This window comes from [Pantoea] beijingensis, from assembly GCF_022647505.1.
Taxonomy (GTDB): Bacteria; Pseudomonadota; Gammaproteobacteria; order Enterobacterales; family Enterobacteriaceae; genus Erwinia; species Erwinia beijingensis.
In genome coordinates, this window is sequence record NZ_CP071409.1 from 319996 (window position 1) to 344639 (window position 24644).

Sequence of the window (24644 nt, forward strand, 5' to 3'; positions counted from 1 at the left end):
TTCTCCCCGTCAGGCTTTAAAGCGCATGCGTTGCGTTAGCGCTTTTTACCGAAGGCCGCGGCCAGCGCATCGCCCATTGCACTGTTACCCGCGTTTGATGCGGCAGGACGTGGACGTGCTTTACCCTGGGCCGGGCGTTCAGTATGACGAACTGCTGCCGGCTTACCGCCTCCGCTGCGTGACGCATTCTCACCCGGATTTTCATCCAGCCGCATGGTCAGCGCGATGCGCTTACGCTGCAAGTCAACTTCCATCACCTTCACTTTGACGATATCGCCTGCCTTGACCACTTTATGTGGGTCATCGACGAATTTGTCTGACAGTGATGAGATGTGAACCAGGCCATCCTGATGGACGCCAATATCGACAAAAGCGCCAAAGTTGGTGACGTTGGTGACAGAGCCTTCCAGTATCATGCCCGGCAGCAGGTCGTTCATGGTATCAATGCCGTCGGCAAACTGTGCCGTTTTGAACTCAGGACGCGGATCGCGGCCCGGTTTCTCCAGCTCTTTAATGATATCGGTCACAGTCGGCACGCCAAAACGTTCATCGGTGAAGTCGACCGCTTTCAGGTTGCGCAGTTCGGATGGATTTCCCATCAGATCGCTTAGCGCCTGCCGCGTCGCGGAGAGAATACGCTCGACAACCGGGTAGGCTTCCGGGTGCACGGTTGAGGCATCCAGGGGGTTATTGCCGTGGTTGATACGCAAGAAGCCAGCACACTGTTCGAAGGCTTTCGGACCCAGGCGGCTCACTTTCAGCAGCTGCTGTCGGTCCTGAAAGCGGCCATTCTCATCGCGCCAACTGACAATATTTTGCGCCATCATCTTAGTCAAACCAGCGACGCGCATCAGCAATGCCACAGAGGCGGTATTCAGATCCACGCCAACGCCGTTTACGCAATCCTCGACGACCGCATCCAGCTTTTTCGCCAGCTGATTTTGGCTGACGTCGTGCTGATACTGGCCAACCCCGATAGATTTTGGATCGATCTTCACCAGTTCGGCCAGCGGATCCTGCAGGCGACGAGCGATAGAGACTGCACCGCGCAGTGAAACATCAAGATCGGGGAACTCCAGCGCAGCCAGTTCTGACGCCGAATAGACAGATGCCCCTGCCTCGCTGACGATCACTTTCTGGCCCTGAACTTGCGGGAACTGTTTCTGCACCTCAAGGTAAAAACGCTCGGTTTCACGTGAGGCGGTGCCATTGCCGATAGCAACCAGTTCGACCTGATGTTTAGTGCAGAGTGCAGCGACCGCTGCGGCGGCTTTTGCTGCCTGGCCGGTATGCGGGTAAATCGTATCAGTAGCCACCAGTTTACCGGTGGCATCCACCACGGCGACTTTGACACCGGTACGCAAGCCAGGATCAAGCCCCATAGTGGCACGCATCCCCGCAGGTGCGGCCATCAGCAGATCGTGCAGGTTACGGGCGAAAACGTTGATCGCCTCATCTTCTGCGCGTTCACGCACGCTGCCCATTAATTCCGTTTCGAGGTGCAGCAGCACCTTAATACGCCAGGTCCAGCTCACCACCGCTTTACGCCAGCTATCTGCCGGAGCATTGTTCAGGCGCAATTGCAGATGATCGATGATGATCTGCTCGCCGTGACTTTCACGCGGCGGCTCATCAAATTGGGGATCGGCGTTCAGCGCCAGTTGCAGCACGCCTTCATTGCGGCCCCGGAACATCGCCAGGGCACGGTGTGAGGGAACGGTTGCCAGGGCTTCATGATGATCGAAGTAATCGCGGAACTTCGCGCCTTCTTCCTCTTTCCCTTCAATGACACGGGACACCAGATGCGCGTTTTTCCACAGGTAATCGCGTACCTTCGCCAGCAGCGCGGCATCTTCGGCAAAACGTTCCATCAGGATGTAGCGGGCGCCATCGAGCGCGGCTTTCACATCCGCAACGCCTTTGTCAGCGTCAACGTATCCGGCTGCCAGGGTTTCGGGATCGTGTGAGGGCTGTTGCCACAACGTGTCTGCCAGCGGCTCCAGGCCGGCTTCGATAGCGATCTGGCCGCGCGTGCGGCGCTTAGGTTTATAGGGGAGATAGAGATCTTCAAGTTCGGTTTTACTCATCGTACCGTTAATGGCGGCAGCGAGTTCATCGGTGAGTTTCCCCTGTTCGCCAATGGATTTCAGAATCGATTGACGTCGTTCTTCCAGCTCACGCAGGTAGCCAAGGCGTGTTTCCAGCAGGCGTAGCTGCGTGTCATCCAAACCCCCGGTCACTTCCTTACGATAACGTGCGATAAACGGCACGGTATTTCCTTCATCCAACAGACGGACGGCGGCTTCAACTTGTTCGGCCCGCGCCTGAAGTTCACTCGCAATAATGCGGCTCAGCGAATCATTCATCATCGGTTCACTATCTTGCTATGCAGGGTTGAGAAATAGGGGATAGTTATACGGATTGAGGGGATAAATTGCCAGCGGAGCTGGGCGCTTTGAGGGATATTCCGAAAGTGTCGCTGTCCTGGGTCAAGAATATTGAGGCTCCAGTTGAGGATTTTATACCCGACAGGCCTGCAATGACGCGAAACAGGGCTTGGTATCCTGCGCGCTTAGCATAAAAGCTTCGTCATGAGCACTCTTTTATTGATGTTCACGCTGCTACCGGCAGTGTAAGTAAAGTGCCAGAAATCGGCATCTGCTGATAATTTAAAACGTTACTTATATGCAGGACTAGATTTTCCATTTTTTTATCTTAGCCAACAGAGACGAATCCTGTTTTAGCATCTGTGATATCGCTGGATTTTTATAGTGTTTAGCTACATCTCGCGCGGTCTCGCCTTGTCGATTCTTTATATTCAAATTGATATCGGGATGCCTGAGCAGCAGTTCAATGCCCTTGCTGTTACCTGATTTGGCACAGATGTGTAGTGCAGTATTTCCTTTGTGATTATCCTGCAAATTGACGTCAATGTTTGGATATTTCAGTAGCATTTCCATCGCTTTCATATCCGGCTGATATACCGTGACTTGATGCTGATTATGAACGAAGGGCATGGGGCGATATCGGCTGGTCATATGTAAGGGTGATAGCCCTTCTGCGTTCTTAAGATTAGGGTTGAGGCGGGTGTCGCTGAGTAAACTCTGGGCTAAATGACGTCTCGGGGGCTGATCGCGCAGCAAGAGATGCAGCGGAGCATTGCCCGCCTGATCGGTTTTATTGACATCAATGTTGGGTGACGTGAGCAGTATATTGACCATTTTCTCATCATCATACTGAATAGCGCGTCCAAGTGGCGGCAGCTGCAGCTGGTGGCCATTTATTTGGGTGTTATTGATATCCACGCCAGTATGCTGAATCAGAATGGGGACTATCTCATACTTCCTGCTTTCGATAGCAGAATTGAGCATGCTGGTCCCCTCACTGTGTAGCAGATTTGGATCCGCACTCAGGGCTTTGTTAAGCATGATAGGAAATAAGGATGATTGATGGTGCAGCAGACCCTGGGTCAGGTTCTCAAGTGTGGGTACCGCGCCAGGATAGGACGCCAGCATGTTGACGATGTTCTCTCGCGAGCTTGAGATCGCACATGCCCAGGCATTATGCATCCGATGTTGGAAAGACGTCGGTTGGTTGATCAAATTCGGATGAATGCGACTGGAAAGAATAAAGCGTATGGTGGTTTCATCGCGTTCATAAACCGCTTTTAATAACTGTTGCTGTTTGTGGGCGTCGGGGAAAGAGCTAAAGGTGTAAAGAGCATGTGTGCGATGGTGCTTACCTGTTGCTGACATCGCGGCCAGTGATTTTGCGTCATCTTTCAGATTTGATAACACGCCGTGCATCAGTTCGTTCGGTAGTTGGCTGTATTTTTGAACTTGCATTCTGCCTCGCTTAGATCGGACGGTGATAACAAATAAAACCATACTACATATATGGGTTATTAAAATAAGTGGGCACTAAGCGGATTCGGTTCCTGAAATAGCGTAAATTATTGCCACTTGAGGCTGAACCGAAGGGATAAACTCGATGAACAGGGGGGATATGCGGGCTATGGATAACGCATATAATCTGGAGGTGACGTGCCGTTGATTTGGATTGTTTACCACGTCCGTGATTAAGTGCACTGCAATCATTTTTAGGAATGAAATGCTATAACTCATATCTTTTGGTTGTTAGACATTAAAAAGTGTTAACCCTATTCTTTGTCATGTTTTGTAAGTTTTTGAGAAAATTTCGAAGAGGGACTTCCTTTGGCAAGGCTATTCAATGGTTTACCCGCCCAGACTTTGCGTTACTCCACACTGTTAAAAACCGCGATTTTTAGCGGAGCTGTGCTCTTTTCCTCACTTTCCGCTGCGGAAGACGTATTAAAAGATGGCATCACGCCTGCCACCGATGCCAGCCAGATTCCGGCCGCGGCGAAGCTGCGCAAAGACACGGTAATAGCAGGAATATCTGAACCCCAGGGGATTTTTAACCCTTACTTTTTTGTCAACGGATGGGATGAAAACGTCACCAACGTTATTTTCTCGCGTCTGATCGACTGGGACAGCCAGGGAAAACTGGTGCCCGGACTGGCTGAGAGTTGGAAGGTCACCCCGGATGGAAAAACCTACATCATTAAGCTGCGCCCAAATTTAACCTTTAGCGATGGTTCACCGCTGACGGCAGAAGACGTCGCCTTTACGCTGACGGTGCTCTATGACCCACAATATGACGGTGATACCGATATTAGCCTCGCCAACATCGCGGGTGGATCGGACTATAAAGCCGGTAAAGCGGATAGCGTCAGTGGCCTGAAAGTGATCGATCCATTAACGTTGCAGGTGACCACTACGCAGCCTGGCGCGACCACGTTGCAGAAAATTGGCGGCCCTGTGCTGTCGAAAGCGTATTACGGTAAGGGCTATCAGCGCGGTAAACTAGACTACCTGCGTACACTCCACGGTAAGCCGCTGGGTAATGGGCCGTACGTTTATGATAAATATATCCCGGGCCAGGAAATTCGCTTCCATGCGAACACACATTTCTATCGGGGCACACCGGCGACGCCGCGTTTTATTTATCGGGTGACCAATCCGTCGACCAATTTCCAGCTGTTCCAGACCGGTGATACCGATTACGACGCCTTTACCTCACGTCCGGACGATATCGAACAGCTTAAGCTGCTGGGCTTTGCCAATATCAATCTGTATGGCTCAAGCGACTACAGCCGGGTTGAATTCAACCTGAAGCGTCCGGTGCTGCAGGATGTTAAGGTTCGTCAGGCGCTGATTTACGGTCTGGATCGCCAAAAGCTGATCGATGTGGTTTATCAGGGCTATGGCAGCGTGGCGGTGGAACCTATCGCCCCCATCTCCTGGGCTTACAATACGCAAAACGTCAATCCGTACCATTACGATCAGGCGCAGGCGAAAAAATTGCTGGATGAAGCGGGCTGGAAAGTGGGGCCGGATGGTATTCGCGTTAAAGACGGAAAGCGTCTGGAACTGAGCCTGTTGGTGAGTAAAAAAGTGCTGAATGACGCATTGATCCCGATTGCCAAAGAGAACTATCAGCAAATCGGTATCCTGCTGAAACCCCAAGTTATTGATTTTAATGCGTTGATGTCACAGCGTAAAGCGGGCAATTACGATTTGGCCTCTTTCAGTACCAGCACGTTAAACGATCCACATGATGGCGTCTGGGACTATTACAGCACAGAAGCAGACGTACAGGGTTATCATAACGCAGAGGTGGATAAACTCATCAATGCCGGTAACGCAACGCTGGATATTGAAAAACGTAAGCCGATTTATCATCAGCTGTATCAGATACTGGCTGACGATCCACCGGCGATCCTGTTAGGTTACCGTAAAATCCTTTCCGCCAGCAGCGCCCGCGTGACCGGCTTTAAACCGGATATTTATAACGGACTGACTGGTAGTTTGCCGGATGTGAAAATCGTCAAGTAATTCAAATTGATGATGTGAATGACCCAACACAGCCACCGCATGGTTATCCGTGCGGTGGCTGTGAGCGTGAGAAAGCTATGAGAAATTTCATTCTGCGGCGTTTGCTGCAAACCATACCGATGCTGTTCCTCGCCTCACTGATTATCTTCATGCTGTTTGCCAAAACGCCCGGTGACTTTATTGATGGAAATATCACGCTGACCGCGCAGCGAGCGGCTGAATTAAAGGCGCTATACGGCCTCGATCAGCCACTATTAAGCCGTTATCTGCACTGGCTGGGGCAACTGCTGCGTGGCGATTTAGGTTTTTCGCTGCAGTACCAAATTCCCGTGAGCCAGTTACTGAATCAGTATATCTGGAACTCTTTTTTGTTAGCGCTGGTGGCACTGGTGTTTTACTGGGGTATTGCGCTGACGATAGGCGTCGTGACCGCGCTAAAGCCGGGATCGCTGTTTGATCATCTGGTCAGCGTTATCATCTTTGCCGCAATGTCCTTCCCCACTTTTTTTCTCTGTTTGCTGCTGATCAAATGGTTTGCCGTTGACCTGCACTGGCTACCGGTTGGCGGCATGACCAATATCGGCAGTGACGTCACCGGTTGGGCGTGGGTGACCCAGGTTGCCGCCCATCTGGTACTGCCGGTGCTGGCGCTGGTGATGCTGCAGGCGGGCAGCCTGACGCGCTATTTTCGTGCCAGCATGCTGGATGTGGTGAAGATGGACTTCATCCGCACCGCGCGCGCCAAAGGGCTGCGTGAGGGAACGGTCATCATGAAGCATGCGCTGCGTAATGCGCTGTTGCCGATTATCACCTTGCTGGGTTTTGAATTGCCGGGACTGTTCTCCGGGGCGCTGATCACCGAAAAAGTGTTTAACTGGCCGGGTGCCGGGCATATCCATATCGATTCACTGGCGGCGCGCGATTATCCGGTACTGATGGGCTTTACGCTGTTTCTGGCAGTGCTGACAATTTTAGGTAACCTGATCGCCGATGTGCTGTACGCCTGGGCCGATCCACGTATTCGGGTGAGGGCATAATGTTCGGTTCACTGTTTTCCACGCGACGCCTGCGTAAGGCGGAGATCCCGGTGTTATCGCAGGTGACGCCTTCGCCTTTGCGTCAGGCCTGGCGTGCGCTGCGGCGCAACCGGCTGGCAATGTTCTGTATGATTCTGTTGGTGGTCATGGCGCTGTGGTGCGTGCTGGGGCCGCTGTGGTCGCCGTGGGGTGACGATGCTACCGATGCCCTGATGATTAACAAGCCGCCGAGTGCGCAGCACTGGCTGGGAACAGATTTTCTTGGCCGTGATGTCTATACGCGCCTGCTGATGGCCGGGCGTATTTCGCTGATTGTTGGCCTGCTGACCATGCTGCTTTCCGTCACACTCGGCTATCTGCTGGGCGCGATATCCGGCTACGTTGGCGGTCTGACCGATAAGCTGATTATGCGTTTTGCTGACCTGGTGATGACAATACCGAGCCTGCCATTACTGATTGTGATGGGCGCAATGCTCTCTGAACTGGATTTCTCGCCTGATTCCCGCGTTTACATGGTGGTGGTGATGCTTAGCCTGCTGGAGTGGCCGAAGCTGGCACGGCTGGTACGCGGACAAATTCTCTCACTGCGGGAGCGTGATTTTATGCTGGCGACGCGCGTGCTGGGCCTGTCGGCACGGCGGCGGTTGTTGGGGCATCTGTTACCGAACACCATCCCGGTTCTGGTGGTGATGGCGACGATGGCGGTAGCCAACGCGATTCTGAGCGAATCGGCGTTAAGTTATCTGGGGTTGGGCGTGGTTCCGCCGACGCCATCGTGGGGAAATATGATGGATGCGGCGAACAGCCTGATTGATTTTCAGCGCCGCCCCTGGCTGTGGATGCCGCCGGGTGTGGCTATTTTTATTACCGTGATTGCGATTAACGTGCTGGGTGATGGCCTGCGTGATGCGCTGGATCCGCGTATGACAAGGAGTAAGCGATGACGGAACCGTTGATTCAGTTTGACCGGCTGTCCGTTTCATTTGCCGGCGAACAGCAGCGAGTGCGTGCTGTTCAGGATGTCTCGTTTGCAATACGCGCCGGGCAAACCGTGGGCATTGTCGGTGAGTCGGGCTGTGGGAAAAGCGTCACGGCGATGTCGCTAATGGGACTGCTGCCTCCGCAGGCGGCACGCATTGATGGCGGCGAGATCCGCTTCCAGGGTAACGATCTGCTGAAGCTTAAGACCTCAAAAATGGCCGACCTGCGCGGCAGCCAGCTGGCGATGATTTTTCAGGAACCGATGTCGGCACTCAATCCGGTATTAACCATTGGTGAACAACTGGTTGAGCCGCTAATTCGCCATCGCGGAGAGTCACCGAAGCAGGCCTGGCAACATGCCACGCAACGGATTACCGAAGTTGGGCTGGCGCGTGCAGAGAGCCTGATGCGCAGCTATCCGCACCAGCTTTCCGGTGGCATGCTTCAACGTATTATGATTGCGATGGCGTTGAGCTGCCGGCCCCAGTTGTTGATTGCCGATGAACCCACCACCGCGCTGGACGTGACGGTGCAGGCGCAGATCCTACGGCTCCTGCGCGATCAGGCGCGCCAGCATCAGATGGCGCTGCTGCTGATCACCCATGATCTGGGGGTTATTGCCCAGATGGCGGAGTACGTGGTGGTAATGTATGCCGGCAGAATTGTTGAGCAAGGTGCAACCGCGGAGGTACTGCATCATCCACTTCATCCTTACACGCGCGGGTTGATTGCTTCGCGTCCGGTGCCGGGTGAACGCCGTCGTCGGCTCTATTCGATTCCCGGCCAAGTCCCGGATTTGGCTGAATTGCCGCCATGGTGCGCGTTTTTTGATCGTTGTGAGCGGGCAACGGAACGCTGTCGGCAGGGGATACCTGTGCTGAGCGGCGAAGTTCACCAGGCCGCCTGTTTTTACAGCGGTATCGATCTGCCCGCACAGGGCAGAGCAGCAGGGTAATGGCGATGAAGACAGAGAACGTAATTGAAGTAACCGACCTGAAAAAATACTTCCCGCTAAGTGACGGTCTGTTCGGGCAGCAGACCGGTGAACTGCGGGCAGTGGACGGCGTAAGTTTTACGATCCGTAAAGGCACTATTTTTGGCCTCGTCGGTGAGTCGGGGAGCGGTAAAACCACCGTCGGGCGTACCCTGCTGGGGCTTTATGAGAAAACCTCTGGCAGCGTGAAGTTCCGTGGTCAGGACCTCGATCACCTGGATGCGAAAGCGTTAAAGGCGCTGAGGCCGAAAATTCAGTTGGTGTTTCAGGATCCCTACAGTTCGCTCAACCCACGCCTGCGCGTCGGGGATGCCATTGGTGAAGCGATGCTGGAACATCGGCTCTGCACGCGGGCTGAGCTGCGGAATAAAGTGAATGAGGTGATGAAGATCTGTGGGCTGTCACCGCAGCACTATAATCGTTTTCCTCATGAGTTTTCCGGTGGTCAGCGCCAGCGTATTGGTATTGCACGTGCGCTGATTCTACAACCGGATTTTATCGTGGCCGATGAACCGATCTCTGCGCTGGACGTCTCCATTCAGGCGCAGATTATTAATCTCTTCTCCGACCTTCGTGACGAACGCGGCGTGACTTTTCTGTTTATCTCACACGATCTCGGCGTGGTGGAACATCTGTGTGATGACATTGCTGTGATGTACCTCGGTCAACTGGTGGAAACGGCGAGTCGTGATGCGCTGTTCCGTCAGCCGCTACATCCTTATACTCAGGCGTTGCTGGCGGCAGTGCCAACGCTTGATCCCGCCAGTGAACCGGTGGTGAGCGTGCAGGGCGAAATCCCCGACCCGAGCCGGCCACCTGCCGGGTGCCGCTTCTCCAGCCGCTGTCCGCTGGCGACGGCGCGTTGCCGCAGTGAGGTGCCGTTGCTGCGCGAGAAAGAAAGCGGACATTGGGTTGCCTGCCATTTGGTGTAAAGAGCATTTAGCGGATTTGATATTGCCTGCGGTTCGGCCATATAGCGGGGTTGCTGTGGCCGAATCGCGAGTTATTCTGGCTGATAGCGGATAGCCGTAACAAACCAGGTTTTATCCCCGGTTGGCGTGCTAACCACGACGTCATCATCGACCTGCTTCTTTAACAGCGCCCGCGCCATCGGTGAATCTATCGAGATATAATCCTTCTTATCACCGTAAATCTCTTCATGACCAACAATTCTGAATTTCCGCGTATCACCTTGTTCATTTTCGATCTCAACCCAAGCGCCGAAGAAAACACGCCCTTCCTGCTGAGGGGAATAGTCCACAATCTGGAGCTGCGGCATCAACTTCCGCAGAAAATGAACCCGGCGGTCAATCTGACGTAAAATGCGCTTATTATAGGTATAATCAGCGTTCTCGGAGCGATCGCCCAGGCTGGCTGCCCACGACACGATTTTGGTAATCTCAGGGCGTTTAACGTTCCATAAATGGTCGTGTTCTTCCTGAAGTCTGGTGTAGCCTTCGCGTGTTATTATTCTGGTTGGCATAATCCCCCCCTTCATCTCTGACGTTGTCTCTGCGTTGGCTGCGTTCACTCACCCGAATCACTTACCGGTGTAAGCTCATCGGGACTCGCAAAACGCCCGCTATTTTGATTTGGCGTAAATGATAAATGGTGTGTGATCCTGCTACGGGTGTCAATGCAGGCAACCGGCGGCGTGTTGTGCAGTGGCCGCCGATTGTAATCAAGGTTTAAGGATTAAACGTCAGGGATTCGCGGGTGATTTCGGCAATTGAACGTGCGCCCGTTAGCGTCATGGCGACGCGCATCTCTTTTTCAAACAGGTTAAGCAGGTTAGTGACGCCCGCTTCCCCGGCGGTGGCCAGCGCGTAGAGAAAAGCGCGACCCAGTAACACCGTATCGGCACCCAGCGCGATCATCCGCACCACATCCAGCCCGCTGCGGATGCCGCCGTCCGCCAGAATAGCAATATCCCCTTTGACCGCATCGGCAATAGCGGGCAGTGCACGCGCAGAAGATAACACACCGTCAAGCTGGCGACCGCCATGGTTGGAAACGACAATACCGTCGGCACCGAAACGTACTGCGTCACGGGCATCTTCCGGATCGAGAATGCCTTTAATAATCATCGGGCCTTTCCAGAACTCACGGATCCACTCCAAATCTTGCCAGGAAATCGAAGGATCAAAATTATTCGCCAGCCAGCCGATATAATCTTCAAGGTTGGTGGGCTCGCCGCGATAGGTGGAGATATTGCCTAAGTCATGCGGCCTGCCGTTTATCCCAACATCCCAGGCCCACTGCGGATGCGTTAAGGATTGCAGATAGCGACGCATCGCTGCATTGGGGCCGCTCATACCGGAATGCGCATCGCGATAGCGCGCACCGGGTACGGGCATGTCCACGGTAAACACCAGTGTTGTACAACCGGCTGCCTGCGCACGCTCCAGGGCATTACGCATAAAGCCCCGATCGCGCAGCACATACAACTGAAACCACATCGGGCGTTTCATCGCGGGAGCGACTTCTTCTATCGGGCAAACGGATACCGTTGATAGCGTAAACGGGATCCCTTTTTTATCCGCCGCACGGGCCGCCTGAACCTCTCCGCGCCGTGCGTACATGCCGCACAAGCCCACCGGAGCCAGCGCGACGGGCATCGCCAACGTTTCGCCAAATAGCTGTGTTTCGAGGCTAAGTGACGACATATTGCGTAAAATACGCTGGCGCAGCGCGATTGAGGCCAGATCCTCACTGTTACGCCTCAGCGTATATTCGTCGTATGCCCCGCCATCGGCGTAATGAAACAGGAAAGGGGGGATTTTAGCCTTTGCCGCGGCCCGATAATCTTTTGCAGAAGAGATGATCACAATGTTGCCTCATGCAGGTGAGTTGTCACGGTTGGGAATACGCAGGCTACGAGCACGCCGGGCCTCTTTTTCATGAAGGTTGTGCAAGGTCTGCGCGACAAACGTTAAATGATGGACAGTGCAGTCCCGCGCCTTTTCAGCATCGCCGAGCATAATAGCCTGATAGATGTCACGGTGCTGTTGCGCGAGTTGTTCAAAAATGACCGGTAGCGTGTACATGCGCTGCCGACTCTGCATGACCGAGGACTGCAACAGGTCAAACAGGCCACGCATAGCCTGGAGCAGGACCAGATTGTGCGATGCTTCGGCAATCGCCAGATGAAAACGGACATCTGAATGCGCCGCGAGATCGGGATCATCATGATCGCTGATACGCTGCATGGCGTCATAACAAACGGTCAGATGAGCTTTGTCCTCGGCTGTGGCACGGCTGGCTGCGTGCCATGCCGTGCTGGATTCGATGGCGATGCGGGCTTCCAGTACGTCGTAACGGTAACCGGGATCGTCTGCCAGCAGGCGGCTGAGCGGCATGACCAGGCGCGCTTCCGACCAACTGGGTTCTTCGTGTCGGAGAAAAGTGCCACCGCCGCGACGGCTGACCAAAATCCCCTGACTATTCAGTTTCTGTATTGCCTCTCGCAAAGAAGATCGCGATACGCCCATGATTTGCGCTAACTGGCGTTCGGCGGGTAAGCGGGCGCCGGGCGTGAGACGATGCTCGCTGATAAATGCCAGCAGACGCTCAGTCAATGAATCTGCAGGATGGATATCACCTGGTAAGGCGTGAGTATCATTCATGGTCAAACATAAACCTGTAAGGTGGCGCTGAAGTCAGCGTAAGATTGAGAAAACTGGATTCGGGCATGTGGCGATCATATTTGGTCAGACCAAAATAACTGTCTGGTCAGCAAATTGTTTCTTTTATCGTGACCTTAAGCAACACTCACGTTACATTTCGTTATTATAGCGTAGGATGGATCACAGATTACGTCATTTGGTAGGACCAATTGAGGTTGGCAGACATAGCTGAGAAAGTCTGAAGGTGGCGCATTATTCGTCTGTCGGAGAGGATTAAACGTAGCAACGCACAGTATTGAAGCTATATAAGCTGCTGTTTAATATGCTTTGTAACAATTTCGGCTACAATGTAAACCATAAATAACTGTCACACTACAGCAACTTTTTTTAAAAATAACTGCTCAGGCAATAGCGCCTTTGGGAGTTTCGAAATGCAAGAAAATTACAAAATTCTGGTGGTCGATGATGATATGCGTTTGCGGGCATTACTGGAGCGCTATCTGACCGAACAGGGCTTTCAGGTGCGTAGCGTAGCCAATGCGGAACAGATGGATCGTCTGTTGACCCGTGAATCTTTCCATTTGATGGTGCTGGATTTGATGCTGCCAGGTGAAGATGGCTTGTCTATTTGCCGGCGTTTGCGCAGCCAAAGCAACCCCATGCCGATCATTATGGTCACGGCGAAAGGCGAAGAGGTCGATCGGATCGTGGGTCTGGAGATTGGCGCGGACGATTACATTCCTAAGCCCTTCAACCCGCGTGAACTGTTAGCGCGTATCCGTGCAGTACTGCGTCGTCAGGCCAATGAGTTACCGGGCGCGCCGTCCCAGGAAGAGGCGGTGATCGCCTTTGGTAAATTTAAGCTGAACCTGGGTACGCGTGAGATGTTTCGCGAAGATGAGCCTATGCCGCTGACCAGCGGTGAATTTGCCGTGCTGAAAGCGCTGGTCAGTCATCCGCGCGAACCGTTATCACGTGATAAGCTGATGAACCTGGCGCGTGGCCGTGAATATAGCGCGATGGAACGCTCTATCGACGTGCAGATCTCGCGTCTGCGTCGTATGGTTGAAGAGGATCCTGCTCACCCGCGTTATATTCAGACCGTATGGGGCCTTGGCTACGTCTTTGTGCCGGACGGCAGTAAAGCATGAGGCGATTCCGCTTCTCTCCGCGCAGTTCGTTTGCCCGAACGCTGTTATTGATCGTGACCTTGCTGTTTGTCAGCCTGGTGACGACGTATTTAGTGGTGCTTAACTTCGCCATTCTTCCCAGTCTGCAGCAGTTCAATAAGGTGCTGGCATACGAAGTGCGTATGCTTATGACCGATCGGCTGCAACTGGACGATGGAACGCAGCTTGAAGTGCCACCGGCCTTTCGACGTGAAATTTATCGTGAACTGGGCATTTCGCTGTATACCAATGCGGCGGCGGAAGAGAGCGGATTACGCTGGGCGCAACATTATAAGTTCCTGAGTGAACAGATGGCTCAGCAGCTAGGTGGGCCGACTGATGTTCGCGTTGAAGTGAATAAAAACTCCCCGGTTGTCTGGCTTAAAACCTGGCTTTCCCCCGATATCTGGGTACGCGTGCCGTTAACCGAAATCCACCAAGGGGATTTTTCACCGTTATTCCGCTACACGCTGGCCATCATGCTGCTGGCTATCGGTGGTGCGTGGCTGTTTATTCGTATCCAGAACCGGCCACTGGTTGAGCTTGAACATGCGGCGTTGCAGGTGGGTAAGGGGATTATTCCCCCACCATTGCGTGAGTATGGCGCGTCTGAGGTGCGTTCCGTGACGCGCGCGTTTAACCAGATGGCATCCGGCGTCAAGTTACTGGCTGACGATCGCACGTTACTTATGGCCGGCGTTAGTCATGATTTACGTACGCCACTGACGCGTATACGCCTGGCGACTGAGATGATGGCGGAAGAAGATGGTTATCTGGCCGAGTCAATTAACAAAGATATTGAAGAGTGTAATGCGATAATTGAGCAATTTATTGACTACCTGCGTACCGGACAGGAGATGCAGACGGAGATAACCGATCTTAATACGGTGCTAGGTGAGGTCGTAGCCGCAGAAAGTGGTTACGAGCGTGAAATTGAAAATGCGGTCATGCCCGCAGGGCTATTAGTGGATATTGACCCGCTTTCGATTAAGCGAGCAGTTGCGAACATGGTGGTCAATGCTGCCCGTTACGGCAATGGCTGGATTAAAGTCAGCAGCGGCAGTGAATTGCAGCGCGCCTGGTTCCAGGTCGAAGATGATGGTCCCGGTATCAAGCCCGAGCAATTAAAGCATCTGTTCCAGCCGTTTGTGCGCGGCGATAGCGCGCGCAGTACCAGCGGTACCGGGTTAGGGCTGGCGATTGTGCAGCGTATTATTGATGCGCATCAGGGCTCGCTGGATATCGGCGTCAGTGAACGCGGTGGGCTGCGGATCCGTGCATATTTGCCACTGGCTGAGAGTAAAGCGGTGGCGCTAGCTGCGAGTCATAGCCCGACGTGAGTTAACTCAGGTGGCAGCTTCAGTAATGGTTGGCTGCACCTTACTGTGGTGATCTGACCATTTGTGGCATAAAACGGGAAAGGCGGGATTTCCCCTGAATCGATTCCTCAGGGGAGATCCCGCACATGAATGGATTAAAGCTGTGGACCGGCTTTAATCAACGCTTCCCCGGCTGGCGTATCGGTATACTTATCAAAGTTTTTGATAAAACGCTGGGCCAGATCTTTGGCTTTTTCTTCCCACTGCGCGGCCTCTGCATAGGTATTGCGCGGATCAAGAATTCCACTGTCAATGCCCGGCAGCGCGACCGGTACTTCCAGATTAAAAATCGGCAAGGTCTGTGTTTCGACTTCGCCCAGTTCCCCGCTTAAAATCGCATTGATAATCGCACGGGTATCTTTAATTGAGATACGCTTGCCGCTGCCGTTCCAGCCAGTATTGACCAGCCAGGCTTCAGCGCCAGCTGCTTCCATACGTTTTACCAATACTTCGGCATATTGGGTTGGATGCAGCGTTAAGAATGCGGCACCAAAGCAGGCTGAGAAGGTGGGCGTAGGCTCAGTTACACCGCGTTCCGTGCCCGCCAGTTTTGCCGTAAAACCGGAGAGGAAATGGTACTGCGTTTGATCGGCAGACAGGCGCGATATCGGCGGTAATACGCCAAAAGCATCTGCGGTAAGGAAAATGACTTTTTTCGCATGGCCGGCTTTTGAAACCGGCTTAACGATGTTATCGATATGATTAATCGGGTAGGAGACGCGGGTGTTCTCCGTTTTACTGCCATCATCGAAATCAATGCTGCCGTCGCTGCGTATCACCACATTTTCCAGTAATGCATCGCGCCGGATGGCATGGTAGATTTCGGGTTCAGCCTGCTCGGAAAGTTTGATGGTTTTCGCGTAACAGCCGCCTTCAAAGTTGAAAACACCATCATCATCCCAGCCGTGCTCATCATCACCAATGAGCTGACGTTTTGGATCGGTCGAAAGCGTGGTTTTTCCGGTGCCTGACAGACCAAAGAATACGGCAACATCGCCTTTTTCACCCACGTTCGCTGAGCAGTGCATGGAAGCGATGCCCTTTAACGGCAGCAGGTAGTTCATAATGGCGAACAAACCTTTTTTCATTTCCCCGCCATACCAGGTTCCGCCAATCAGCTGTATCTGTTCTGTCAGGTTAAACGCCACAAAGTTCTCTGAGTGTAATCCCTGTTTCTGCCAGTCAGGATTGGTACATTTGGCGCCGTTCATCACCACAAAATCCGGTGTGAAGTTGGCTAAGCCTGCCTCGTCGGGTTGGATGAACATATTTTTGACGAAGTGTGCCTGCCAGGCGACTTCGGTGATAAAGCGGACGTTCAGGCGCGTATCCGGATTGGCACCGCACCAGGCATCGACCACGAAAAGTCGTTTACCTGAAAGTTGCCGGGTGACCAGCGTTTTGAGTTCACTCCACGTTTCCTGTGAGAGCGGTTGGTTATCGTTTTTACCTTTACCTTGATCGCTCCACCAGAGTGTGTCGCGCGTGGTGGTATCTCGCACGATGTATTTATCTTTTGGTGAGCGGCCAGTAAAAATGCCGGTATCAACCGCAATCGCGCCGGATTGGGTTTGTATGCCGCGTTCATAGCCCTGCAAGCCGGGCTGGGTTTCTTCCTGAAAGAGGGTGTCATAATCGGGATTATAAATAATCTCAACCGTATCGGTGATGCCATAAGCGACGAGGTCCTGCGTGGTCAGGCCGTTAGCGCGCATATTACTGCTCCTTTATCGGTTTCTGTACGACTGCATTAAGTGGGGGGCATTATCGCTTTAGTGACGACCCGCCGGGCTGACTATCAGGCAGGACGATCACGATCGCGCGAAGTGTACACCCGTCACCTGACAGCGAAAGAACGGAGCGGCAGAAATGAGAGCCGAAACGATTTTCAGATGAAATTCAGTGAAATCTTAGAGAGGAAGTGTCGGTAAGCTGCTTATTTTGCGGGATAAAATATCAAAGTGGCGAGGTTTGCTACAGGTTTTTCAGCACGTACGGGATAACACCGGACCGGTGCGGTATCGGTCCGGCATATAGGTCAATGTATTTGCTCATCACCCGCAGCTGAGTCATTACGGATTGCGGCAATATCTACGGCGTCGTAGACATAGTTACTGCCACAGTAGTCACAATGCATATCGATCTTGCCCTCTTCAGCCAGGATCTCATCAACTTCAGACTGAGGCAGGCTCTTGAGTACGTCGCCACAGCGTTCGCGTGAGCAAGTGCACTTGAACTGTACATCTTGTGGGTCGTACACGGTAACCTCTTCCTGATGATACAGGCGCCACAAAACCTCGTTAGCTGGTAGGCCAATCAGTTCTTCGGTTTTAATGGTTTCAGTCAGCGTTGCCAGGTGGTTAAAATCATCCGCATTGGTATCCTGAGCGGGTAATACCTGTAGCAAGATGCCGCCAGCGCCGGGTTTTCCTTCATGTTCACCTGTACGCAGGAACAAGCGTGTTGGCAGCTGTTCTGAACGCATAAAATAATCTTCCAAACACTCGGCTAGCGTCTCGCCTTCAAGACCGACAACGCCCTGATAGCGCTCACCCTGAGTGGGTGAAATCGTGATAACCAGATAGCCATTACCGACCATCTCTTTCAAGGTGCTGCCTGGTGCGATGTCGCCTTGCATCCGCGCCACACCACGCATTTCCTGGCGGTTGTTGCCGTTAATGACGGCGAGATTCAACGCGCCATCACCCTGTAGCTGGACGGTAATATCGCCATCGAATTTCAGGGTGGCAGTTAGCAGGCTGGTCGCAACCAGTAACTCACCCAGCAGTTGTTGTACCGGTTGTGGATAGCCATGCCCTGCAGTAATTTCTTGCCAGGTTTGAGATACGGTTACTAATTCGCCGCGAACGGCATGATTTTCGAACAGATAACGATGCATTTTATCTTGATGGGACATAAGCTTCTCTCATAATGGCGATCTATTCTTCGCCTGAATGTTTAAATTTCATCAGGTCGCGACGCTCCTTTTTCTCGGGGCGGCGATCGGGATGAGGCATCGTCAACGCATTCATCTTCCGTGCCAGCGCGACTTTTTCGCGTTTTTCGATACTTTGCGCAGTCTCAATATAAAGCTGCTGTGCTTCGCTTGCCGGACGACGCTGATCGATGACGGCCTGAATAATTACCGTCCGTTCGTCATTTCCCTGACGTAGGGTGAGTTCAGCATTCGGTTCAACCAGCTTTCCGGGTTTACTACGCTGGCCGTTGTAGTGAACTTTGCCACCTTCAATCATTTCACGTGCTATCGCGCGAGTTTTATAAAAGCGGGCCGCCCATAACCATTTATCAAGCCGCACGCCTCCAGTCGTTTTCTCTGTCATTGCTGCTCCTGATTATCGCCTGACGATCTGTCGCGCTCTTCAGGCTATGGCCATTTGGACATTGTTGCCCGATGCTTGTTGCACTCGCATTGCGTTAATTGTCAGGGGCCAGTGTGTACAGGCGTGCTCAATGTTGAGTTGTGCCATGTGGCCTGCCACAGGCGCTGATTGTATGCGAATATCAACATGTATGGGTGGAAAGCAATAAATCAAGGTACGGTCAGAAGTAACCCGTTAAGGTATTATCGGGCAGAGTGATGTCTCTGTAGCATGGCGCCAATTTCCTGTCGGTTACGAGGCAGCCACCAGGGCGCCGCCTTCGCATCAGAAAAACCATCGATAGCGTAGCACAGATATGCCTGGGCCTGGGTCAGAACCGAGTGTGGACCGCTTGAATCGTCGTTAAAGCGTGAGTAAAACAGCTATCGTAATAGCGCTGGATCTCCATGATACGCTTGCGGTTACGATGGATACGTTTCAGCGCCAGTGCACCGTTAATTATCAAACTGATGCTTACCAGCAGTAGCAATAAGCTGGTGCCAAGGTAGCGCCATAGGGTAATGGCATCGGGCTCGCTGTGTAGGGCAATATGTTGGGTACCGTTGGCATCGGTAGTGATACTGGTAATGATGCCGCTTGCCTGGAATGGCGTATGTAATAATGTCGCGGAAAGGCGCCGAAGTTCTTGCCACTGCTCCAATGAGTCATAATCAAACAGTGAGATGGCGGGAGGTTGTTGGTTAACCAACTGTCGGCCTTCATCGCTGATAAGCAAAAAACCACCCGGAGGGGGGCTATTCAGTGCTTCCGCTGCGCGATGCGTTTCGCGGTAGAAAAAAGAGGAGGTTGCGGTATTGACCAGATTTTCCAGTGCTTCGGCGCTGACCGGACGTAACAAAACGTTCATTCCGTTTAAAGCACCGGAATTGGCACGGTGGACCAGCGTTTCCCAATCCCGAGCGTTCCCCAGGTTTACCAGTGCATTTTTGAGGCGGACACAGTCTTGTGTCTGACTGCAAATATCCTGGGTTTTTATGACTAAATCAGAGAAGTCATCCAGCAAAATCATGCCTGATTTCTGAATGGCGGTCGCTAACTGCGGGTTCAGTTTAGGATCGGTATTATTTTGAGGGTGGAGTTGCTGGTTAGTTGCGGTCAATAAAGCTGCCGCTTTATCGATAATATCGGATTGCGGCTGTGGTAACGGCGATGCGTTATTCCAGTAAATAGCTGAACAGTCGAATGGCATAAACGCATAAGCACGGTTGCTTTGATAATTTGACGGTACGGAGCACATGCCGACTCCACTAACTTGAAGGCTATCACCAACGCGTAGTGGGGTTTTTTCCAGTACGTCCACCGAGGTAACGTGTACGCTTTCAGTTCCTTTAATCCAGGCCATGCTGAGTTTAAGCGGCATGCTGAGTGGGATCCAACTGATCAGTAGCGCTAATACCAGTAGCGAACCACCTGCCAGTACCACATTCTTTTTCCAGCGTGGAATGGGGAAATTGCGGACTTCGTCCTGCAGTGATAAAAAACGTCCCTGCCGGACGACATGACGATTCAGATAAATATCAATATCAGTGGTTTGCCCTAAATCATAGGCCACGTAAGGTTGCCAGTGTGCGGGATAAATCAGATCGATAATACCCAAAGAAATATTGCTCGTCTGGCCCTGGTTAGATTCGCCAAACAGCCCCCAACGCTTAGGGGCACCGCGCAGACAGTGTATATCACGCAGCACTTTCTCTTTCGGCTGACGAAAAAGAAACCAGTTGCTGATCACAATCATGGCAATACCGACGATAATTAACCAGGGCATCAGTAGCGCGGGCGACAACAGGCTGATAAAAAACAGTAACAATGCGGCGCAGATAACTACGGCTTCACGCGTGCCATCGGGACGCGTAACGGTATATTCCTCAATGGTTTCTTTGCGAACATGGAGTAGCTCAATGTTTTCTCCCTCTTCTTTACGGATCGAGGCGTTCGGAGTGAGAGGACGTACCATTGGAGGCAGTGTCGGTTGTTCAAAGGCATAGCCGGTGAGTGAGTGGCCATTCAGCGAGATCACCAATGGGATAGTCTGTGTTTTAATCAGCTCAACGTAGTTCTCTTCGGCGATGTACTGCTCCCATAAAGGGGGCAGGTGGACTTCCACGGCGTCAAGATAGTAGCGCCATTTTTGGGGTTCATCGGTTGAGAGCCCGTAACGGGTAATCGCCCGGGTAACGGGGTAAACATTGTTGCTTTGCGACGTTAGCGTGAGCTTTACTGGAGAGGCGCTGGTACCAGAAGGTAAGGTGCTGGTGGTGTTTTTGGCGAGTGCGTCGACGTAACGTTCAACGGCGGTACGCTCTTCGTTGGTCAACTTACGATGCGGCGGATTGATAAACGGCAGTGGTTTCGCCAACGGCGGGCGATGCCGCATAGCGTACCAAAAGAAACAACCCGCTACGATCGAGCAGGCGAGCATGACAGCCAGTATGATAATGATTGTACTCATGCTTCGCTTATTCCAGTCAAAGTACTTCCGTCACTGTGCGGCTAACTCCAAATTACATTGTATCGTTCTGTTAATTTCGGCGAAACACGGAAGAACAGGTAACCCAACTGGTGGCAAAAATTACGCGAAAAATCATAAATTTAGCATGATAGTATAAGAATCCTTCTCCAAATCTTACAAGATAGATTGATGATTCAGTATCGGTATTATCTGATTTCATCCTGCCATTCTTTGCCTGTTTTATAAAATGTTTCTTTAGCGTTAACAGGGATTTGTTATAAGAAAAGCATTAAAAATACGCAATGATTGGATTCCTGTAGCGGCTATTGCACAATGCAGTTAAGCAACGGTCTGCACTTCGCCTGCGGGCGACCAGACATACCCTTTAAGGCACTATCCTGGGGCCATTATGACCAGACAATTACAGAAACCAAAAATACTTAATGTCGAAACTGTGGCACGTTCAAATTTGTTCACGGTGGAAGCGGTCGATCTGGCCTTCAGTAATGGCGCGCGGCGCGTTTATGAGCGTATGCGTCCTTCGGATCGTGAAGCGGTAATGATAGTCCCCATTATCGATAACCATGTCATCCTCATTCAGGAATACGCAGTAGGGCTGGAATCGTATGAGCTGGGTTTTCCGAAAGGATTAATCGATCCCGGAGAAACCGTTTTTGAAGCCGCCAATCGTGAGCTGAAAGAAGAGGTTGGGTTCGGCGCGACGCAGCTCGAAGCATTGACCAAGTTAACCATGGCACCGTCCTATTTTTCCAGCAAGATGAATATTGTCGTGGCTGAAGGGCTGTACCCTGAACAACTGGAGGGGGATGAGCCTGAGCCACTGCCGCAACTGCGCTGGTCAGTGGATAACTTACTATCATTGCTGGAACAGCCTGATTTTCGCGAGGCGCGTAACGTGAGCGCACTGTTTTTGGTACGCGAATGGTTAGTAAAGCAGGGTAGGCTGAACTACTAAGTATCCCCCGCACTGAATGATGGATGATGGCACCGGGCTGATGGCGATATCTCGGTGTGGCAGAGAGTGTAAGGGATCAAACCTGAAAACCGCCTCCGATATAGGGTAAAATCTGATATCGGAGGCGTGGGTTTAGAACAACTCGTGGCTTTCGCCGTTGTCCATCAATGTGGTTCCCACATCATGCACCGAATACTCCGTTGGCTGAGTGCCATCGATAAAGTACTCCTGCCGAGTATTACCACCACCATTAGCCAGTTTGCCTGTCGCGCGGTCGATATTTATCGAGACGACGCCCTCTGGTGGGGTCAATGGTTGTATCGGCACACCATCAAGAGCGGCCTGCATAAACTCATCCCACGCTGGCTGAGCGCTCTTCGCTCCCCCTTCGTAGCCGGAGATCTGATCTTTAATCGCGCCAGAGGCTGTTGTGCGTCCCAGATCACGGCGGTGATCGTCGAAACCGATCCAGACTGAGGTAACAACGCCGGGCCCGTAGCCGGAGAACCATGCATCTTTCGAGCTATTCGTCGTACCGGTTTTACCGCCAATGTCGTTGCGCTTCAGATCGCGTCCTGCACGCCAGCCAGTCCCCATCCAGCCCGGTTCGCCGAAAATGTTTGAGTTCAGCGCGCTTTTAATCAGGAATGAGAGCGGCGTGTTAATCACATGAGGCGCATACTGTTGTTCACCCTTCTGCTGAGTGTCTCCCTGCGGAACCTGTTCCAGCTGCGGTTGCGGTACTGCAACGTTACGCCCGTCTTGCGAGACTGCAACATTTTCAATACTGTCTTCGCTGAGTGCGACCGCTTTTTGCGTATCGCCATAAATGACCGGCAAATGGCATTCCGTGCAGGCAATTTTCGGTTTTTCTTCAAATACCGTCTCGCCCTGCTCGTTTTCGATCTTACTAATAAAGTAAGGATCGACAAGGAAGCCGCCATTCGCCATCACGGCATAACCGCGCACCAACTGCATCGGGGTAAAAGAGGCTGAGCCGAGCGCTAATGATTCGGTATGCACGATGTTTTGTGCAGGAAAGCCAAAACGCTGTAAATATTCTGCGGCGTAATCGACACCCATCGCACGCATTGCGCGCACCATGACAACGTTCTTCGACTCGCCCAAACCCTGGCGCAGACGAATAGGACCATCATAGCGTGCCGGCGAGTTTTTTGGACGCCAGTCAGAGCCTGCGCCTGCGTCCCAGCGTGAAATCGGTACGTCATTCAGGATGGACGCGAGGGTTAAGCCACGATCCATTGCGGCGGTATACAGGAACGGTTTGATATTAGACCCAACCTGACGTAACGCCTGAGTTACGCGGTTAAACTTGCTTTGGTTAAAGTCAAAGCCGCCAACCAGTGCACGCACCGCCCCATCTTTAGGGTCCAGTGAGATCAGCGCGGAGTTAACATCCGGAACCTGTGCCAGCCACCAGTCATTATCAACACTGCGCACCCAAACTTGCTGCCCGGTTTGTACTACCTGCGTGATGCTGCGTGGCGTGGCACCTTGTAAAGTGTCGGATTTATACGGACGTGCCCACCGCATCCCGCCCATGCCTAGTGAAACCGTACTGCCATCACGCAACAGCGCGGTAGCTTCATCACTATTGGTGGAGGTAATTACCGCTGGAATCAGCGGGCCATATACCGGGAGAGCATTCAGTGCCTTGAGGATTGCCGTTTTATCCCACGCAGCTTCACCCGCTTTCCACAAAACATTGGCAGGTCCGCGATAGCCATGGCGCATATCGTAGGCCAGAACATTATCGCGCACCGAGCTTTGTGCGGCGGTTTGCAGCTTTTGCGTTACGGTTGTATAGACTTTAAAACCGTCAGTGTAGGCATTTTCGCCGTAACGCTTAATCATCTCCTGCCGTACCATTTCTGTCAGATAGGGGGCGGAGAAGGTAATTTTGGGACCATGGTAGGTCGCAACCAGTGGTTCATTACGCGCTTCATTATACTGCGCCTGAGTGATGTAACGCTGATCCAACAGGCGTGCCAGCACCACATTCCGTCGCGATTGCGCACGGTCATGTGAGTATATTGGGTTGAAGGTCGAGGGCGCTTTAGGCAAACCGGCAATCACCGCCATTTCGCTGAGCGTGAGTTGATCGACGTTCTTACCAAAATAAACCTGTGCGGCCGCGCCAACGCCGTACGCGCGATAACCGAGATAGATTTTATTCAGATAGAGCTCAAGGATCTCATCTTTGGTCAGCAATTGCTCGATGCGCACCGCCAGAAACGCTTCCTTAATTTTACGCATTAGCGTGCGCTCAGGACTGAGGAAAAAATTTCTCGCCAGCTGCTGTGTAATAGTACTTGCCCCTTGTGAGGCCCGCCCTGAAACCAGCGCAATACTCGCCGCACGGAAAATACCAATAGGGTCGACGCCATGATGCTCATAGAAGCGACTATCTTCTGTAGCAATAAACGCTTTCACCATTTCTGGCGGAATTTGTTGTAGCTTCAACGGAATACGGCGTTTTTCACCATATTGGGCGATCAGCTCATTATCCGCGCTGTAAACCTGCATCGGCGTTTGTAGCCGAATGTCTTTCAGCGTATTCACATCGGGTAGCTGGGGCTCAATGTACTTGTACAAGCCATATACCGAACCGGCTCCCAGCAAAATGCAACACACTGCAAGGATCAAAAAATACTTTACGAACTTCACCTGAGATTTCCCATTTAATGTCGTTT

The 24644-nt window shown here is 52.4% G+C and carries 18 protein-coding genes; 8 read left to right on the forward strand and 10 right to left on the reverse strand.

Annotated features, from left to right (window positions below):
• Positions 1 to 35: 35 nt before the first annotated feature.
• On the reverse strand, positions 36 to 2369 hold the full coding sequence (locus J1C60_RS01360) for a Tex family protein (RefSeq protein WP_128177065.1): 2334 nt from the start codon (positions 2367 to 2369) through the stop codon (positions 36 to 38).
• A 324-nt stretch (positions 2370 to 2693) separates the two neighbouring features.
• A complete protein-coding gene (locus J1C60_RS01365; protein WP_154324416.1) occupies positions 2694 to 3845 on the reverse strand; it encodes an ankyrin repeat domain-containing protein in 1152 nt (383 codons plus the stop codon).
• Positions 3846 to 4214: 369 nt separating this feature from the next.
• Here J1C60_RS01365 and J1C60_RS01370 point away from each other — a divergent pair, with 369 nt between their 5' ends.
• From J1C60_RS01370 to J1C60_RS01390, 5 genes are all read left to right on the forward strand, one after another.
• Entirely contained in the window at positions 4215 to 5918 is a 1704-nt protein-coding gene (locus J1C60_RS01370) for an ABC transporter substrate-binding protein (protein WP_128177069.1), read from the forward strand.
• Positions 5919 to 5995: 77 nt separating this feature from the next.
• On the forward strand, positions 5996 to 6955 hold the full coding sequence (locus J1C60_RS01375) for an ABC transporter permease (RefSeq protein ID WP_128177071.1): 960 nt from the start codon (positions 5996 to 5998) through the stop codon (positions 6953 to 6955).
• The gene (gene opp4C, locus J1C60_RS01380) at positions 6955 to 7899 is read left to right on the forward strand and encodes an oligopeptide ABC transporter permease (protein WP_164877282.1); all 945 of its coding nucleotides are present in this window, start codon (positions 6955 to 6957) and stop codon (positions 7897 to 7899) included. Before J1C60_RS01375 ends, opp4C begins: the two co-directional genes overlap by 1 nt.
• On the forward strand, positions 7896 to 8891 hold the full coding sequence (locus tag J1C60_RS01385; protein ID WP_128177075.1) for an ABC transporter ATP-binding protein: 996 nt from the start codon (positions 7896 to 7898) through the stop codon (positions 8889 to 8891). The genes opp4C and J1C60_RS01385 overlap by 4 nt, the downstream gene beginning before the upstream one ends.
• 5 nt (positions 8892 to 8896) lie before the next feature.
• Complete coding sequence (locus J1C60_RS01390) at positions 8897 to 9862, forward strand: ABC transporter ATP-binding protein (protein ID WP_128177235.1); 966 nt, start codon at positions 8897 to 8899, stop codon at positions 9860 to 9862.
• A 71-nt stretch (positions 9863 to 9933) separates the two neighbouring features.
• Here the strand turns inward: J1C60_RS01390 and greB are convergent, their stop codons facing one another.
• From greB to lldR, 3 genes are all read right to left on the reverse strand, one after another.
• Positions 9934 to 10413: a transcription elongation factor GreB gene (greB, locus tag J1C60_RS01395; RefSeq protein ID WP_128177077.1), complete on the reverse strand. Its 480-nt coding sequence runs from the start codon at positions 10411 to 10413 to the stop codon at positions 9934 to 9936.
• 205 nt (positions 10414 to 10618) lie between these two features.
• Positions 10619 to 11758: an FMN-dependent L-lactate dehydrogenase LldD gene (lldD, locus tag J1C60_RS01400; protein ID WP_128177079.1), complete on the reverse strand. Its 1140-nt coding sequence runs from the start codon at positions 11756 to 11758 to the stop codon at positions 10619 to 10621.
• 9 nt (positions 11759 to 11767) lie between these two features.
• Positions 11768 to 12556, reverse strand: coding sequence for a transcriptional regulator LldR (gene lldR, locus J1C60_RS01405; protein ID WP_128177081.1), 789 nt, complete (start codon positions 12554 to 12556; stop codon positions 11768 to 11770).
• Positions 12557 to 12987: 431 nt separating this feature from the next.
• Between lldR and ompR the strand changes: the two genes are divergently transcribed.
• Positions 12988 to 13707 (forward strand): osmolarity response regulator transcription factor OmpR, encoded by a 720-nt coding sequence (gene ompR / locus J1C60_RS01410; RefSeq protein WP_001157751.1) that lies wholly within the window; start codon positions 12988 to 12990, stop codon positions 13705 to 13707.
• Positions 13704 to 15065 (forward strand): two-component system sensor histidine kinase EnvZ, encoded by a 1362-nt coding sequence (envZ, locus tag J1C60_RS01415; RefSeq protein ID WP_128177083.1) that lies wholly within the window; start codon positions 13704 to 13706, stop codon positions 15063 to 15065. Before ompR ends, envZ begins: the two co-directional genes overlap by 4 nt.
• A gap of 134 nt (positions 15066 to 15199) precedes the next feature.
• Here the strand turns inward: envZ and pckA are convergent, their stop codons facing one another.
• The 4 genes from pckA to J1C60_RS01435 all read right to left on the reverse strand — a co-directional run bounded on the left by pckA (position 15200) and on the right by J1C60_RS01435 (position 20954).
• A complete protein-coding gene (gene pckA / locus J1C60_RS01420; protein ID WP_128177085.1) occupies positions 15200 to 16819 on the reverse strand; it encodes a phosphoenolpyruvate carboxykinase (ATP) in 1620 nt (539 codons plus the stop codon).
• Between the two features lie 323 nt (positions 16820 to 17142).
• A complete protein-coding gene (gene hslO, locus J1C60_RS01425) occupies positions 17143 to 18021 on the reverse strand; it encodes an Hsp33 family molecular chaperone HslO (protein ID WP_128177087.1) in 879 nt (292 codons plus the stop codon).
• 22 nt (positions 18022 to 18043) lie between these two features.
• A complete protein-coding gene (gene hslR, locus J1C60_RS01430) occupies positions 18044 to 18445 on the reverse strand; it encodes a ribosome-associated heat shock protein Hsp15 (RefSeq protein ID WP_128177088.1) in 402 nt (133 codons plus the stop codon).
• Positions 18446 to 18815: 370 nt separating this feature from the next.
• Positions 18816 to 20954 (reverse strand): intracellular growth attenuator family protein, encoded by a 2139-nt coding sequence (locus J1C60_RS01435; RefSeq protein WP_128177090.1) that lies wholly within the window; start codon positions 20952 to 20954, stop codon positions 18816 to 18818.
• Positions 20955 to 21363: 409 nt separating this feature from the next.
• Here J1C60_RS01435 and nudE point away from each other — a divergent pair, with 409 nt between their 5' ends.
• Positions 21364 to 21930, forward strand: a complete 567-nt coding sequence (gene nudE, locus J1C60_RS01440; RefSeq protein WP_128177092.1) for an ADP compounds hydrolase NudE — start codon at positions 21364 to 21366, stop codon at positions 21928 to 21930.
• 132 nt (positions 21931 to 22062) lie between these two features.
• Here nudE and mrcA read toward each other — a convergent pair whose 3' ends face one another.
• A complete protein-coding gene (mrcA, locus tag J1C60_RS01445; protein WP_128177094.1) occupies positions 22063 to 24618 on the reverse strand; it encodes a peptidoglycan glycosyltransferase/peptidoglycan DD-transpeptidase MrcA in 2556 nt (851 codons plus the stop codon).
• Positions 24619 to 24644 lie beyond the last annotated feature (26 nt).

Coding starts and splice junctions, on each gene's coding strand:
- pckA (WP_128177085.1), bottom strand. CDS start 16,819: ATGCGCGCTAACGGCCTGACCACGCAGGACCTCGTCGCTTATGGCATC.
- lldR (WP_128177081.1), bottom strand. CDS start 12,556: ATGAATGATACTCACGCCTTACCAGGTGATATCCATCCTGCAGATTCA.
- hslR (WP_128177088.1), bottom strand. CDS start 18,445: ATGACAGAGAAAACGACTGGAGGCGTGCGGCTTGATAAATGGTTATGG.
- greB (WP_128177077.1), bottom strand. CDS start 10,413: ATGCCAACCAGAATAATAACACGCGAAGGCTACACCAGACTTCAGGAA.
- J1C60_RS01435 (WP_128177090.1), bottom strand. CDS start 20,954: ATGAGTACAATCATTATCATACTGGCTGTCATGCTCGCCTGCTCGATC.
- nudE (WP_128177092.1), top strand. CDS start 21,364: ATGACCAGACAATTACAGAAACCAAAAATACTTAATGTCGAAACTGTG.
- J1C60_RS01390 (WP_128177235.1), top strand. CDS start 8,897: ATGAAGACAGAGAACGTAATTGAAGTAACCGACCTGAAAAAATACTTC.
- ompR (WP_001157751.1), top strand. CDS start 12,988: ATGCAAGAAAATTACAAAATTCTGGTGGTCGATGATGATATGCGTTTG.
- opp4C (WP_164877282.1), top strand. CDS start 6,955: ATGTTCGGTTCACTGTTTTCCACGCGACGCCTGCGTAAGGCGGAGATC.
- J1C60_RS01365 (WP_154324416.1), bottom strand. CDS start 3,845: ATGCAAGTTCAAAAATACAGCCAACTACCGAACGAACTGATGCACGGC.
- hslO (WP_128177087.1), bottom strand. CDS start 18,021: ATGTCCCATCAAGATAAAATGCATCGTTATCTGTTCGAAAATCATGCC.
- J1C60_RS01375 (WP_128177071.1), top strand. CDS start 5,996: ATGAGAAATTTCATTCTGCGGCGTTTGCTGCAAACCATACCGATGCTG.
- J1C60_RS01385 (WP_128177075.1), top strand. CDS start 7,896: ATGACGGAACCGTTGATTCAGTTTGACCGGCTGTCCGTTTCATTTGCC.
- envZ (WP_128177083.1), top strand. CDS start 13,704: ATGAGGCGATTCCGCTTCTCTCCGCGCAGTTCGTTTGCCCGAACGCTG.
- J1C60_RS01360 (WP_128177065.1), bottom strand. CDS start 2,369: ATGATGAATGATTCGCTGAGCCGCATTATTGCGAGTGAACTTCAGGCG.